The organism is Spirosoma aerolatum, assembly GCF_002056795.1.
Taxonomy (GTDB): Bacteria; Bacteroidota; Bacteroidia; order Cytophagales; family Spirosomataceae; genus Spirosoma; species Spirosoma aerolatum.
Genome location: NZ_CP020104.1, coordinates 2,467,933 through 2,483,270, shown reverse-complemented (window position 1 = coordinate 2,483,270; position 15,338 = coordinate 2,467,933). Strand labels below are relative to the sequence as shown.

Annotated in this window: 10 protein-coding genes; 8 read left to right on the top strand and 2 right to left on the bottom strand. The window is 49.2% G+C overall.

Features of this window, described 5'->3' with window-relative positions; all coding sequences use genetic code 11:
* The first annotated feature begins 116 nt into the window (after positions 1-116).
* The 7 genes from B5M13_RS09935 (at position 117) to B5M13_RS09905 (ending at position 11,736) form a co-directional block, all read left to right on the top strand.
* A complete protein-coding gene (locus B5M13_RS09935) occupies positions 117-3,113 on the top strand; it encodes a SusC/RagA family TonB-linked outer membrane protein (RefSeq protein ID WP_080055530.1) in 2,997 nt (998 codons plus the stop codon).
* 74 nt (positions 3,114-3,187) lie between these two features.
* On the top strand, positions 3,188-4,639 hold the full coding sequence (locus B5M13_RS09930; protein ID WP_080055529.1) for a RagB/SusD family nutrient uptake outer membrane protein: 1,452 nt from the start codon (positions 3,188-3,190) through the stop codon (positions 4,637-4,639).
* Positions 4,640-4,828: 189 nt separating this feature from the next.
* Positions 4,829-6,736: a fibronectin type III domain-containing protein gene (locus B5M13_RS09925; protein WP_080055528.1), complete on the top strand. Its 1,908-nt coding sequence runs from the start codon at positions 4,829-4,831 to the stop codon at positions 6,734-6,736.
* 68 nt (positions 6,737-6,804) lie between these two features.
* Complete coding sequence (locus B5M13_RS09920) at positions 6,805-8,181, top strand: endo-1,4-beta-xylanase (RefSeq protein WP_080055527.1); 1,377 nt, start codon at positions 6,805-6,807, stop codon at positions 8,179-8,181.
* Positions 8,182-8,283: 102 nt separating this feature from the next.
* Positions 8,284-9,624, top strand: a complete 1,341-nt coding sequence (locus B5M13_RS09915) for an endo-1,4-beta-xylanase (protein WP_080059868.1) — start codon at positions 8,284-8,286, stop codon at positions 9,622-9,624.
* Positions 9,625-9,651: 27 nt separating this feature from the next.
* Positions 9,652-10,842, top strand: coding sequence for an enolase C-terminal domain-like protein (locus B5M13_RS09910; protein WP_080055526.1), 1,191 nt, complete (start codon positions 9,652-9,654; stop codon positions 10,840-10,842).
* Positions 10,843-10,956: 114 nt separating this feature from the next.
* Positions 10,957-11,736, top strand: coding sequence for an SDR family NAD(P)-dependent oxidoreductase (locus B5M13_RS09905; RefSeq protein WP_080055525.1), 780 nt, complete (start codon positions 10,957-10,959; stop codon positions 11,734-11,736).
* Here the strand turns inward: B5M13_RS09905 and B5M13_RS09900 are convergent.
* Positions 11,718-12,113 (bottom strand): PIN domain-containing protein, encoded by a 396-nt coding sequence (locus B5M13_RS09900; RefSeq protein WP_245859911.1) that lies wholly within the window; start codon positions 12,111-12,113, stop codon positions 11,718-11,720. The two genes, B5M13_RS09905 and B5M13_RS09900, sit on opposite strands and share 19 nt — an antisense overlap.
* A 104-nt stretch (positions 12,114-12,217) precedes the next feature.
* Positions 12,218-12,403: a hypothetical protein gene (locus tag B5M13_RS09895; RefSeq protein ID WP_080055523.1), complete on the bottom strand. Its 186-nt coding sequence runs from the start codon at positions 12,401-12,403 to the stop codon at positions 12,218-12,220.
* A gap of 18 nt (positions 12,404-12,421) precedes the next feature.
* Here B5M13_RS09895 and B5M13_RS09890 point away from each other — a divergent pair, with 18 nt between their 5' ends.
* Positions 12,422-15,337, top strand: coding sequence for a glycoside hydrolase family 2 protein (locus B5M13_RS09890; protein ID WP_080055522.1), 2,916 nt, complete (start codon positions 12,422-12,424; stop codon positions 15,335-15,337).
* Position 15,338: the final 1 nt, after the last annotated feature.

Genomic DNA, 15,338 nt, shown 5'->3' with positions numbered 1-15,338 from the left:
GATTTTTTATGAAAAATCAAGAAAGAATTTGGAGTTAATCCATAAACACCCTTACTATTGTAATAAAATAAAATTAATTTTTATAATATAAAAATTAACCTTAAACCTTACTCCTAATGAAACAATGTATATGCAGATGGATTAGTGTCTGCTTAACCACTCTGCTTGGCTGCTCGGTCGGGTGGGCCCAGTCGGTTATAACAGGGAAGGTAACTGGAGCAGGCGATAATGCCGTTCTACCCGGTACCACCGTATCATTGAAAGGAACCACTACCGGAACGACCACCGATGCCAATGGGACTTACCGGATTTCGGTCGGGAGCCAAACCGACGGAATCCTCGTCTTTTCATCGGTAGGTTACCTGTCAAAGGAGGTATTGATCGGCAATCAGTCGACTATCAATGTTGAACTGACTACGGATAATCGACAACTGGACGAAGTGGTCGTAGTGGGTTATGGTACAATCCGTAAATCAGATTTGACGGGCTCATTAGCTCAGGTAAAAGGAAAGGAGATCGACGCCTTCCCGGCAACAAACGTGTTGCAGGCCTTATCGGGCCGGGCACCGGGTGTACAGGTGACGCAAAATACCGGGGCTCCAGGCGCTGCGATTAGTGTGCGAATTCGGGGAACCAATTCTATTCAGGGAAGTAATGAGCCTCTGTATGTGGTAGACGGTTTCCCTACGTCGGGTAGCAATCCAACTATTGTGAACAACTCGGATATTGAGAGTATTGAAATCCTGAAAGATGCGTCGGCAACAGCTATATATGGTTCACGGGGTGCCAATGGCGTAGTCATTATTACAACGAAACAGGGCAAAGCCGGTAAAATGACTGTCGATTACGAAGGAAGCTATAGCATTCAGTCACTTCGTAAAAAGCTTGACCTGATGAATGCCAAAGAATATGCAACCTTCTACAACGAGCAGGCAGCCAACGACAAAGTAGCCGCCTATTTTACGCAGGATCAGATCAACAGCTTTGGAAATGGCTACGACTGGCAGAATCTGGTTTTCCAGAAAGCACCCATGCAAACCCACAACCTGACCGTTAGTGGGGGCACCGAAAAAACGCGGTTTTCGGTCGGGGGAAGTATCTTCAATCAGGATGGTATTATCAAGGGCAGTAATTACAAACGCTACTCACTACGGGCTAATATATCGACAGATGTGAGCCGAAAGTTTAACCTGACCTATGGCGCTACGTTGACCAAAATCCTGACAGGTCGCCAGAATTCAGGCGGTGGAAACCGGGGGGGTACGCTGATATCAGCGGCTATTTCGGCCCCTCCAACACTAACCCCGTACAATAGCGATGGCTCATACCGGGTTCTGGCAACGGCCTATCCATTCATTTCCAATGTATTAATCAATCCACTAAATTATCTGGAGCAATTTTCCGACAATGTAGACGCCAATCGCATACTAGCCAATGCAGCTCTGACCTTCAAACCGTTCGAAGGCTTAGCCATCAAGATTTCGGGGGGTATTGAAAACAGTGACGACCGCACCGATACATACACTACCACCAAATTTATCAATTCGCAGGGTAGCGCCAGTGTATCCTCTACACGGGGGATGAGTCTGCTAAGTGAAAATACCATTAGCTACATTAAAACGATTGCCCAGAAACACAGTATCTCGGCAGTAGCAGGCTTTACGTATCAGAATTTCATGAATAAAACCCTGAGTGCATCGGGGGTTGGCTTTCTGAGCGACATTACCGAAACGGCTAGTCTGGGCTCGGCGGCTACCCCCGGTATCCCCGGTACAAGCTATTCGTATAGCACCCTATTGTCGTATCTGGGTCGCATCAATTATAGCTTTAACAACAAGTACCTGCTCACGGCCAGCATCCGGGCAGATGGTTCGTCAAAATATAGTGAAGGCAACAAATGGGGCTATTTCCCATCGGGTGCACTGGCCTGGCGGGTGTCGGAAGAAGATTTCATGAAAAACGTAACGTTCATGACCGATTTGAAGGCGCGGGCAAGCTGGGGCTTAACGGGTAGTCAGGCGATTGATGCCTATGCTACGCAGAATAACCTCTCGGCCGGAAAAACCGTCTTCGATGATGCCCTCTACAATACATTCGCACCGGGAACCCAGCTACCCGGCAACCTGAAATGGGAAACGACGGAGCAGCTAGATTTTGGCGTTGATGCCGGATTCCTCAATAACCGCTTCCAGCTAACGCTCGATTATTATATCAAGAACACCCGCGATCTGCTCAATACGGTGCAGTTGCCCAGTGGCTTTGGTTTCACCAGCACCATCCGCAACGTAGGCCAGATTCAGAACAAGGGGCTGGAAATCTCGCTGTCGGCCAGGGCCATCGACAAAGCATTCAAGTGGGACCTGAGCGGCAATATTGCTTTCAACCGATCGAAGGTAGTGAAGCTCAATGGTGGTCAGGATATTCTGGGGGGTAGCGTAGGGGTTACGCTGATCAGCGACGCTGCAAACCTCCTCCGCGAAGGGCAGCCTATGAGCGTATTCTACGGCTATGTGGAAGACGGCTATACCGATCAGGGTCGGGTGAAATACAAAGATCTAAACGGCGATAACGCGATAAACCAACTCGATAAAACCATTATCGGCAACCCAAACCCCGATTTCATTTATGGTCTGAACTCGGTCATGTCGTTCAAAGGGTTTACGCTTACGGCTTTCATACAGGGCACGCAGGGTAATAACCTGGTCAACGTCAGCTCGATCAACAACACACTCGACTACGGGTTTGGCCTGAATATGCCCCGTGAAGTATACCTGAATCACTGGACACCCACGAACACCAACGCCAAGTATCCGGTTATTTCCCGCGCTAATAGCTATAACTATTCGAACCGATTTGTGGAAGACGGCTCTTATCTCCGCCTGAGAACCATTCAGTTAGCGTACAATCTGCCGTTGCAGGCGCTGAAAGTGAACTGGATGCGATCGGCGCAAATCTACGCCAGCGGTCAGAATCTGTTGACCCTCACGAAATACTCCTGGTGGGACCCCGAAGTAAACTCGCAGGGAAGTGCGAACTCCATCGGTCAGGGTATCGATCACTACAGCTACCCAACGTCGAAAGCCATCACGTTTGGAATCAGAGTTGGGTTTTAATGAGCGAATTAGTGATTGAGTGAATAAAATCAGGCGTCAGCTATTCACTCCATCGCTCAACCACAATTAGAAAAATGAAAAAGATACTATTCTTCCTCCCGGTGCTTTGTCTGCTTCAATCCTGTCAGGAGGAGCTGATTGAAAAGCCCAAAGCCGTAGCTGTTGAAACATTCTATAATACAGCTAGTGAAGTAGAGTCGGCGGTTAATGCGGCCTATGCCCAGCTCCGGGCGACTAATGGCATAACAGGTCAGTTAGGCGCCCAACTTGAAGCGTACACTGATTACAGTTACGGTCGGGGTAGCTATCAGGTACTGAGCGACTTTCAGGGCCTGAACAGCACCAACATCCCACGTACCGACGAAGGCTGGCGGTTGTTTTACCTGACCATTCGGAACGCGAATCTGGTGATCCAGAATGCGCCCAAGGGGAAAAGCATTAGCCAGACCGACATAACCAAATATGTGGCCGAAGCCAAATACCTGCGGGCCTTTGCTTATTTCTGGCTCGTTCGGAACTGGGGCGGGGTTCCTATCCGTACCGAAGCGCAACTAAACGAACCCAATGTAAAACGAAGCACCGTTGAAGAGGTATATACGCTGATTCTGAACGATCTGAAGGAGGCTGAAACGAACCTGCCCGATAAAGGTGCACAAGTTGGCCGTGCTACCAAATGGGCCGCGAAAGCGGCTTTGGCCGAAGTCTATTTCACCCGAAATCAATACGCCGAAGCCCGCGACAAAGCCGATGAAATTATTAAATCCAATGCGTTTTCGCTGGTTCCGGTAACAACGGCAGCTGAGTTTGATACGAAGATTTTTGGTCCTTCGGTCGTTACATCGACTGAAGAGGTTTGGTATCTGAAAGAAACCCGACAGGCTGGGCAGGGTATGTACCTCGCTATGTTTGCCCATCATCCGGGTTCAAAACTACATGGCGCTGGCGGCTTCTATGCCCACTATAGTGATACACAAACCAATCCGGTTATCAAAAACTGGGATGATAAAGACCTGCGGAAAACGGCCTTCTGGTATAGCTGGGATATTGGTCTGGGGAAAAATACCATTTTGTGCAAGAAATTCTCCGATCCATTAGCCGCTACGCAGGATGGGGCGGGTAACGATTTCCCGATTTACCGGTATGCCGATATTCTGTTGCTCTATGCCGAAGCCGCCAGTCGGGCGGGGAATGGCCCTACGGCTGCGGCCATGGAAGCCCTGAATCAGGTGCATCGGCGGGCATATGGAAAAAATCCCACCACCGCTTCGGACGTCGACTTTAAACTGACCGATTACAATGCCACCACCTTCAACGATCTGGTACTGAAAGAGCGGGGCTACGAAACCCAGTACGAAGCGAAACGCTGGCTCGACCTGAAACGGCTGGGGATACCCAAACTGAAAGAAATCATCAAGGCCGCAACGGGCAAGGATGTAGCCGACAAACACCTCTTCTGGCCCATTCCGGTATCGGAGTTGAATTACAATACGTCGCTTGCCCCTACCGATCAAAATCCGGGGTACTAGGGTAATGGATAATGAACAATGGGAAGTTATACAGACTGAAAAAAAAAGACATTATTCATTTTCCATTTTCAAATAGGTTGGTTGGTCAGGTAGTTGACCCATGTTGGCTACCTGATTGTCATCATTTTTAGGATTGAGTACGTGATTGATAGGTAGTCGTATAGCCTTTGGCCTCAAGCTCCAGTACGTATGAACGTAAAATTTGTCAATACCATATTCTGCTTGCTTTGGGTCCTGACTAGCAAAGCAGATGCCTTTACTCATTTTATTACAAGAGAAGGCGACCAGTTAAAGGATGGCAATAAGGTATTCCGGTTCATCGCGGTAAATACGCCAAACATTACGGGTCATTACGATGGCTATAAAAACACGAATCCGGCGAGTGGCTATAGCTACGATCCTATGGAGCTATCCTATGAAATGGAGGCTCATTTTAAGGATATGGTTCAGATGGGCGTAACAACCATTCGGACCTGGGGCATTACCGTTGACGACGGCTCCGGCGAATTTGAAGCGCTGGTTAATGGCCCTCGCTCGTATAATGAGACAGCGTTCAGGCGCATTGATAAGATGCTGGAATTATGTAATAAGTATAAAATCAGGGTAATTCTTTGCCTGGTCAAAGAGAACAAGATTTTTGGATCGACTACCTCTTTCAGTACGCTTTACGGAGGGGGCGATTACTACGATACGCCGGCCGTTAAAGAGGGATTCAAAGATTTGCTGCGCGTGTTTGTTAACCGAAAAAATCAATTTACAGGACAGGTTTACAAAAACGATAAAGCGATTCTTGCCTGGGAATTTGGGAACGAAGTACCCAACAATAAGGGAGCTTGGATTGCGGAAATGGCCGATTATCTGAAACGTATTGACCCCAACCACCTGATTGCTGACCCTCGTCGGGCAAACGGTGTGGATCAGTTGAAAGAGATCATAACTGATGTACTGGCACATAACGATAAACTAGATATCGTAAAAACCCGGCAGTATCCAAACTATCGAAACAGCGTAACCGAACTCTGGAACGAATGCAAAGGGAAGCGTCCCATGATTGTCGATGAGTTTCAACGACTGGAAGGGTTAACGGATGTACTCGAACAGGTTTACAGCACGGGCACCAGTGGAGCCTTACTTTGGAGCCTGATGAAGCCGCAGTATACTGGTGGCCTGGGTAGTCATGCCCTGTTTCATGCCTATTCCTGGGGCGGCAGCCGCTGGCCTGGCTTCGATAGCGGTGACTATTTCAAAGAACGGGAAAACCTGATGCTGATCCGAACTTACGGGTATAAAATCAGAGGAGAACAAGAGCTGTCACTGCCAGCTCCAACCGATGCGCCGTATTTATATCCAAGTGTAGAGACCAATGCAGTGGCGTTAAAATGGCGCTGTTCACCAGGAGCCAGATACTATGTCGTAGAAAGAGCCACGTCGGCAAAAGGTCCCTGGCAGACTATTAGTAGTGATTTGGACATCAGTTATCACCTCTACTTTTATCCGTTGTTTACCGATACCAGCATAGTACCCGGCCAGTCATACTATTACCGGATTAAGGGCAAGAATGAGTCAGGTATTTCGCCCGCTTCGAATACAATCGGTCCATTAACCCCTGAAACCAGTATGGTCATGGATAACCTAAAGGACTTTTCAATCGCCTATTCACACACTGAAAACCTTAAAATTAGTACCGAAACCTGGCCCAGGCTCAGGCAAACAGAAGAGGATTTCTTTCAGGCGGAACGAGTCGCAGGGAGTAGGTCGGGCGAGTTAGTGTATAGGGGCGAGCGTTTAAAATGGATTGATGTTTTCGCATTTAGCGACAAGGTAGACAGTATTGAATTACTTTACTCGATTGATGGAGACTCCTGGAAGCCATTACCTGAGGGGGCAATTATCAAACGCCATCGACCAGCCTATCCAAGCCCAATTTCAAAGGAAAAAGATAATCCGATTGATAAGTATACGTACTCTGTTCCTGTACTACCGTATCGAACGATCGCAGTCAAGATCGTAACCGGAAATGCTCAGGCAGCGAATACGTATCCGTGGATTGCACGGGTTCATATCGGATTCAATGGAGCGTTAAAAACAGCAAAATAGACGCAATTCAGCAACAGATTTTTTGAGGCTAACTAATCTGTCAATTGCAGGCAGGTTGATACAGTAAGATGAAACACATTGTTACGGCTACATTACTGACCTTGTCGGCACTTCAGACGTCGGCCCAGCTTTCCGACGACTATAAAAATCAATGGAGCGATCCGGCGATTCAACAACGCATTACCGACGGTATTCGCGAAAATCGGATGGGCGCTTTTACGATTCAGTTCACCGATAAAGAGGGCAATCCGATTTCACCGGGCGAAGTTGCTATAACTCAAACCCGCCACGATTTTTATTTCGGGGCCAATGGCTTTATGACGAAAGGGTTTAAGAACCCGAAAGAAGATGCGCTCTACGAAGAGCATTTTACAAAGCTGTTCAACTTTGTGACGATTCCGTTCTACTGGCCCGAACTGGAGCCAGAACCGGGTAAACTACGCTTCGGCAAAGACAGTCCGTACAGCTACCGTCGCCCGGCCCCTGATGTTGTGCTCGAATTTGCCCGAAAAAATAACATCACCCCCAAAGGGCATACACTGGTGTGGGATAACCCACGTTGGTCGATTCCGACCTGGCTACCGAAGGACGAAAAAATCATGGAGCAGAAAATAAGTAAGCGCCTTGGAGAAATCGCGGAGCGGTATGGGCACGATATTCAGATCTGGGACGTGGTCAATGAAGTAACTGACCGCCATCCAGACGTGCTGATGCCCAAAGATTTTGCCTTCAAAGCCTTTAAGGAAAGTGAGCGCGTTTTTCCGGGTAGCAATGTATTTACGCTGAACTTTACGACCAGCATCTGGAACCGCAGCAACAAACGCGAATACAATGCGGACTACCTGCTGATCGAAAATCTGCTGCTTCGTAAGGCTAAAATCAACGCCATCGGTCTACAGTTCCACAATTTCATTGAACCCGAATACGAGCAGATTCTGAAAGGGAAAGCCATGACGCCCAGCACGTTGTTCAATACACTCGATCTGTATTCTGACTTCGATCTGCCGCTGCACATTACCGAAATTACAGTGTCGGCTTTATCCGAAAAAGGGCCTGAATACCAGGCGGTAATGACTGAAAATTACTACAAGCTGTGGTTTAGTCACCCGAAAGTTGAGGGCATTATCTGGTGGAATCTGGTCGATGGAACGGCGGCCCCAGCCGGTATCAAATCGGACGGCACAGTTGTTCCCGGTGAAGACAAATGGAAAGGTGGGCTCCTGAACCGCGATTTCACCAAAAAACCAGCCTACGATGTACTGGATCGGCTTATCAATAAAGAATGGCGTACGAACGTAACAGCCTCACCTAGAAATAATGCAGTAAGCTACCGGGGTTTTTACGGTACCTATAAAATCGTTACCCAACGAAACGGAAAGAAATACGAGAAAGAAGTTCAGTTCCCGAAAAGCGGTGCCCGTACCCAGGTCATCGTGTTAGATTAAAAAATTAATGGGCAATGAAAAATGGATAATTAATAATAGTCTAATTATCAAGTGATGGCCATTTTCAATTATCCATTGTCCATTATCCATTTCCATAAGCCTATGCGTTATCTGCTAATAGCTTTACTGTTTGTTACGGTTCAAAGTATGGCCCAATCGGCTCGCTACGATTCGTTATGGAGCGACCCGGCTATTGAAGCCCGTATTCAACAGGGTATTGAAACCCACCGGAAAGGCGATTGTACGCTTACCCTGGTTGATAAACAGGGTAAGCCGATCCGCAAAGCAACCGTCGACATCCGACAGACCAACCATGCGTTTCTGTTTGGCGCAAATATCTTTATGCTCAACGGGTTTCCGACAGCGCAGGAAAACGAAAAGTACGAGTCGTTTTTTACGTCGATGTTCAATCTGGCAACCATTCCGTTTTACTGGAAAACGCTGGAACCTGAGCAGGGAAAGCCGCGCTACACCGCCGATAGTAAACCCATTTACCGCCGACCACCCACAGATGTCGCGCTCGATTTTTGCCGTAAACACGGCATTACACCCCGAGGCCATACCCTCGTTTGGGATGAAGCTATGTTTGCCATTCCTGACTGGATGCCAACCGATACATCGAAAATGCAGCCGATCATCGATCGGCATATTCAGGAACTGGCGCAGCGCTACGGTGAAACCATCAAAACCTGGGACGTAACCAACGAGCTACTGATTTCGCGCTATAAAGTGCCCATGCCTCCCGACTATGCCAGTAAAGCCTTTCAGGCAGCACAAGCCTATTTTCCAAAAAGTACGCGATTGTTTATCAATGAAAATACACCCAGTTCATGGCAGGGATACCGACGGGAGTTTACGCCCTATTACCTGCTGATTGAGAACCTGAAACTAAAAGGAGCCCGTATCGACGGTATTGGCATGCAGTTTCACTTATTCGAACAGCCCATGTTCGATAATACCATGAAAGGCATGGCTCTCACCCCTACTGAACTGTTTCGGGCTATGGATTTGCTCGGTTCGTTCGGCGTTCCCCTGCATATATCGGAAATTACCTTCCCGACGCTGCCCAACAACGAAACGGGTTTGCAACAGCAGGCTAAAATGACCCGAAACTTCTATCGGATCTGGTTTAGCCATCCGGCAGTAGAAGCCATTATTTACTGGAATACCGTCGACGGTACGGCGGTAGCAGGTGAAGACAAATGGAACGGCGGGCTGCTCAATCGCGATTTTTCGCCCAAACCAGCGTTTACTGCGCTTACTAATCTGATTAATAGGGAATGGAAAACCGCGTTCACGACATCCCTAACCGATGGAAAACCGATCACATTTCGGGGTTTCTACGGCGACTATACCGTAAAAGTGACCGTAGGCAAGAAAACCATCGAAAAGACCTTTACACTGGCAAAGGGCCAGTCAACTACAGTACAACTTGACTTATAAACAGAAAGCCCGAAAGCTCTTTCGCTTATGAAAATTATTGACATCCGCACTCGTTGCGTCGCTATTCCCCTCAATGCGCAACTGCGCCATAACACGGGCGTGCATCCCGGTTATTTCCTGCGAACCATTCTCGAAATCTTCACCGACGAAGGAATCGTTGGATTGGGCGAGGTGGGCGGTGGCGATCAGCGAGGGACTCTGCAAAAATTAAAACCGCGTATCATCGGCGAAGATCCGTTCCATCTCGAAAAGATCAAGCTGAAAGTACTCCGGAGTATTTACTACCTGTCTAATGCCCGCTTGTATGCTGCCATCGAAATGGCCTGCCTCGATATTCAGGGCAAGGTATTGAATCGGCCCTTAAGCGACCTGTTGGGCGGGCGCATTCGCGATGAAGTACCGTTTATTGCCTACCTGTTCTGGCGGTATGACCGACCCGGTGGCGGAAACGACGAAACGCCCGAAGATATGGCCGATTTCTGCGTCGAGCTGCATGAAACCCTGGGCGTAAATTCGATGAAGCTGAAAGCGGGGGTAAAATCGCCAAAAGAAGAAGCGCGGGTGCTGGAACTCTGCCGCCAGAAATTGGGCGATGATTTCGGGCTACGCATTGACCCCAACGGGCTATGGTCGGTGCAGACCGCCGTACAGATCGGGCGTCGGCTGGAAGACCTGAACATCGAGTATTTTGAAGATCCATCCTGGGGCTTGGAAGGAAATGCAGCCGTCCGCAAACAGATACGGATTCCGATTGCCACCAACATGTATCCCGCCAAATTCGATGACCTGGCTCCCGCCATTCGCATGGGTTCGGTCGATATTATCCTGACCGACATTCATTACTGGGAAGGGCCTCGCGGGGTGAAAGAGCTGACGGCTGTTTGTAATACGTTCAATCTGGGCGTAGCCATGCACTCAGGGGCAGAATTCGGCATCGAACTGGCAGCCATGATCCATACGGCCTCAACCATTCCACAGATGAACTTCGCCGGTGACGCCCATTACCACTACCTCACCGACGATATCATTGAAGGTGGATTAATGAAGTACGAAAAGGGCTGCATCAAAGTCCCGACCGGCCCCGGTTTAGGTGTGTCGCTGGACGAAGACAAGATGAAGCATTACGAGAACTATTACGAAGAAAAAGGCGATTACTACGCCCGTTTCCATCAGGACCCTTACCGACCCGACTGGTATCCGACAGTGGGGGGCATGTGATTTTTCTTTCGACAGGATTTAGAAATTCCCTGACAGGATTTACAGAATTGACATGATTTGTTTTGAATAAATAATCCTATTCATCATGTAAATCCTGTCAGAAAAAAATACAAAATGAAAAAAGCATTAGTCACCGGCGCATCGCAGGGCATTGGACAGGCCATTGCGATTCGCCTAGCCAAACTAGGTTGCGACGTAGTGGTGCATTACCACGAAAATCGGGCAGATGCCGAATCGGTGGCGGAGACTATTCGGCAGATCGGACCTAAGGCGTATGTACTTCAGGCTGATTTGCAGGACACCGCACAGGCTATCCAACTGGGCGAACAAGCCTGGGCCGTGGCGGGAACGCTGGATATTCTGGTGAATAATGCTGGCGTATCGTACAAAAAGCACTTTCTGGACGTAACCGAAGCCGATTTCGAGCAATTCAACGCTGTCAACTTTCGAAGCACCACGTTTCTGACACAGACCGTTGCCCGAAACATGGTGAAACATGCCATAGCGGGAAATATCTGGACCATCACATCGGTAAACGGTATTCGGCCCGGGTTGGGACTGAGCCTATACGGAGCGACCAAAGGAGCACTGGAAATACTCATGAAAGGTGTGGCTATGGAATTAGGCCCGCATAACATTCGGGTCAATACCGTAGCGGTTGGGGCTATTCAAACCGACATCAATCGGGCCGTTTGGGAAAATCCAGCCTTACTTCAGGACGTAAATGAGGGTATACCTGCCGGGCGACTGGGGCAACCCGACGAAATCGCTGCCGTATTGGTCGATTTGATTGGATCGGGCACCTATATGACTGGTTCGACCATCACCATCGACGGTGGTTTGCTATTGATGCGCGGTTACGGGAAGCCGAAGCCTTACGAGACAGGGCAATGAGTATCCAAGGCGTCAAGGCTGTCAATAAGGACAACCCCCTTGCGGAAAAGTACTTGAAAACCAGAACTATAGGAACCCACAAAAGAAATATTCGCAGTCAGGCAATGAGCCAGAATAAGTACATCGTTGGGCAACATATTGTAGGTCGTCATCAATCGGATCACCTCCTCCGTTTTGGGGTATTTGTCTGTTACCTGGTCAAACAAATTGAACAACGCAAGCGGGGAGTGATTATCAAGTACTGTAGGAATGCGATTAGCCTCTTTCACAGTTCGGGGCGCCTTTTGTCCATAATGTCCGAGGGCGTGATAGATAAACTCTGTAGTAGCAATAACATTGTAAACCAGTTGGTAACTTCGGCTCAACAGCTCACTCATCAGTTCTCTTTTATTCCCTTTCGAGTATTCGATCAGACTGGAAGAGTCAAGAAAAATTCTTATTCCTGCGTATACATTTCGTCCTCAAAATCTGGTCCCGGCTCTCATTTCGGGAAAGACCTTTCGTATTTCTTTAGAATCGCCAGTTTTTCCTCGACCGTTAGTTCAGGTTTGAGTGACGGTTCTTTTTTCAAAACGATGACTTCCACCTCCTGCTCCCGGTATGATGGGGGCATAGGTAACACTAATGTATCATCCGTGACGCGCTGTATAAACTGAAGTGCTTCCATAAGCCTAGCCTTTTAACGATGAAAAGTAGACACATTTCCTTATTACTCCTAGTAACGTTGCTGAGCGCCACCGGGGTTTCAGCGCAAGGAACAACAGCGGTATCAACGCCCGATAATCCGTTCGCCGAAGAGAAAAATAAACTCTGGCAACCGTATCGTATTACGCCCCGAACCGGTGCGCAACATGTATCGCTGTCGGGCGATGGCTGGGAATTGTCGCATACCAATGCCCCCATAACCGACCTAAAGGCTCCGCGTACCGATCCGTTTCAGACCAGCATTCCGAATTCGGTGCACTGGTCCTATTACAAGGCGGGCAAATTACCGCACCCGTATTACCATAAAAACTCCGACCAGTATAAGTTCATGGACGAGAAGGCGTGGTATTACCGAAAAACCTTCCCCACGCCCGCCAGCGCAAAACCTGGCAACTACGTATTCTTGTGCTTCGATGGAGTCGATTACTTTTCAAAAGTCTGGCTGAACGGCACATTGGTAGGTGTTCACGAAGGCATGTTCGGCGGTCCCTCGGTCGAGATTAGCAAGCTGCTGAAATCTGGCGATAAAAACGAACTCCTGGTAGAAGTGCGGGCCGGAAACTGGGGCAACAAAGCCACTGATTACGAAAGCCTTCCCCGCAACAGCAACGGCGAATACATGATTGAAAAGCGGCAGGGCTACAATCCCCGCGCCAGTGGCCGGATCATCAAACCGTGGGTAATTTCGGGCAGTTCGGGTTGCGAAATGTTCTTCAGCGTGGGAATGTGGCAGGATGTCCGGCTCGAAATTGTACAGCCCTACCACCTCGAACGTCCGTATCTGACCACGACCTCGATCCAGAACGGGAAAGCGACGCTTCACTTCGCAAGTGAAATCCTGGCTGATACCCATTCATTGGGCTATCAGTTGCACCCCTGGAAAAATGCGCAGATGCACCATTACGACGGTCGCGTACCCGGTACGACACTATCCACTGCTACCCTGTCCGTTTTGGTCGAACTGGTCGATCAGGCTGGCAAGATCGCCTTCACGCAGGAAAAACCGTTTAAAGCATTCAAGGGGCGCACCTGGTTTGAAGATGATTTAACCGTAACGAATCCGAAGCTCTGGTACCCGAACGGTCTGGGCGACGCCAATCTGTACACGGTTCGGGTCGTACTCAAAAAAGACCGTCAGGTAGTCGATCAGATTCAATTCCCGTTTGGGATACGAACCATCGAGCGGATTGCGTCGGCTGGTCCGCGCTACGCCGACCGTTGGGAAAACTGGCAGTTTGTGGTCAATGGTCGGGCGTTTTTTGTGAAAGGCATGAACTTTACCCCCCAGGACGTATTGCTCGAAACCTCCAAAGAACGCTATCGCTGGACGCTTGAAGCCGCCAAGAAAATGGGGGTCCAACTGATTCGTATCTGGGGGGGTGGCCTTCTGGAATCCGAGCATTTCTATACCATCTGTAACGAACTGGGCCTCATGGTCTGGCAAGATTTCCCGATCGGCAATCAGGACACACCACTCTATCCACAAGACATCTGGGAAGCCCAAGTGGTACAGAATATTGTCCGGTTACGTAACCATCCGTCGCTGGCGGTCTGGTGTGGGGGTAATGAATTCAATCCTTACTCCTACGGCAATGCGGCTACAATGGGCATTCTGGAACGCAATCTGGATATTTTCGATAAGTCCGTGTCGACGGCCGCGCGGCTCTACGTCCGCACCACTCCCGACGACGGCAGCCTGCATACCTACCCCGATATGGACCCAACCTGGTATGGCGTTGGCTATCGCTACGAACCCTGGATTTCGGAAACGGGGATGCACTCGATGCCCGAAGCCAATCTATTCTACGAAACGGTTGACAATAAGGAATTTACCGGACTGGGACGCATGTGGGACAAGGCGTTTTATAAAGACCACCCGCAATTCATTCACCACTTCACCGAGTATGGCCCCAGCCGCGTACCCCGTATGTTGAGTCGCGCGTCGCACATAACGGATATGACTGACCCAACGATTGAAGCCGTTACCGAAGCGTCGCAGGTGGGAGCCGGGGAGTTCTACCAAGTGTTTTCCGAAAAAATGCAGGGCAATTATCCCGTTACGTCGGGGCTGATGCCCTGGGTTTTCAAACGACACTGGCCGGTTATCGCCATTCAGATGATGGACTGGTTTGGCAACGCCGGAGCACCCTATTATTTCCTCAAACGAACGTATGAGCCAACACACATAGCCATCGACCTATCCCGCCTGCTCTGGAAACCCGGCGAACGAATCAAGCTGCCTATCAAGATAACCCACTCATTAACTGGGGCCATTCCCGCTGCGACGGTTTCCGTACAGGTATTTGATGATACCTTCAAACCGCTTTGGAAGCAGGAACAAAAAATAGCCGTTGCGGCTGGCACATCGGTGAGTTCGGCTAATCTGGGCGAGTATGCGATTCCAACGGATTACCGCGACCGTTATGTGCTTTTGGTTGCCGAATTGCACGATGGTTCGGGTAAACTGTTGTCACGCTCATTTTATTACCCACGCAGCCTGTCGATGCTAGAAGACCAGGGCTTTTACCAAAAATACATCAGTGATCCCATCCCCTGGCCAACGCTGGAAAAAGGGCCGTGTCTGAAACCAACGGTAGCAAAAACGACTACATCACTGACCTCATTAGTAGTCAGTCAGAAACCGACGGGTACCGATCAAAGTCAACTTCGGGTCAAGGTAACCAACACAGGTAAAGTACCTGCCTTCATGGCCAAAATCGACATCACAGGCACCAAACGCGCCATTGTCGCTTCGGACAATTTCACCTGGATAGCGCCCGGCGAAACGCAGGTAATCGACCTGGACGTGATCTGGCGCGAGCCCTCCACCCGGCCAAACGCCAAGCTGACCGTTAGTGCCTGGAATGCCACATCCACAACCGCCAAAATCCCTTAAC

Coding starts and splice junctions, on each gene's coding strand:
- B5M13_RS09935 (WP_080055530.1), top strand. CDS start 117: ATGAAACAATGTATATGCAGATGGATTAGTGTCTGCTTAACCACTCTG.
- B5M13_RS09930 (WP_080055529.1), top strand. CDS start 3,188: ATGAAAAAGATACTATTCTTCCTCCCGGTGCTTTGTCTGCTTCAATCC.
- B5M13_RS09925 (WP_080055528.1), top strand. CDS start 4,829: ATGAACGTAAAATTTGTCAATACCATATTCTGCTTGCTTTGGGTCCTG.
- B5M13_RS09920 (WP_080055527.1), top strand. CDS start 6,805: ATGAAACACATTGTTACGGCTACATTACTGACCTTGTCGGCACTTCAG.
- B5M13_RS09915 (WP_080059868.1), top strand. CDS start 8,284: ATGCGTTATCTGCTAATAGCTTTACTGTTTGTTACGGTTCAAAGTATG.
- B5M13_RS09910 (WP_080055526.1), top strand. CDS start 9,652: ATGAAAATTATTGACATCCGCACTCGTTGCGTCGCTATTCCCCTCAAT.
- B5M13_RS09905 (WP_080055525.1), top strand. CDS start 10,957: ATGAAAAAAGCATTAGTCACCGGCGCATCGCAGGGCATTGGACAGGCC.
- B5M13_RS09900 (WP_245859911.1), bottom strand. CDS start 12,113: ATGAGTGAGCTGTTGAGCCGAAGTTACCAACTGGTTTACAATGTTATT.
- B5M13_RS09895 (WP_080055523.1), bottom strand. CDS start 12,403: ATGGAAGCACTTCAGTTTATACAGCGCGTCACGGATGATACATTAGTG.
- B5M13_RS09890 (WP_080055522.1), top strand. CDS start 12,422: ATGAAAAGTAGACACATTTCCTTATTACTCCTAGTAACGTTGCTGAGC.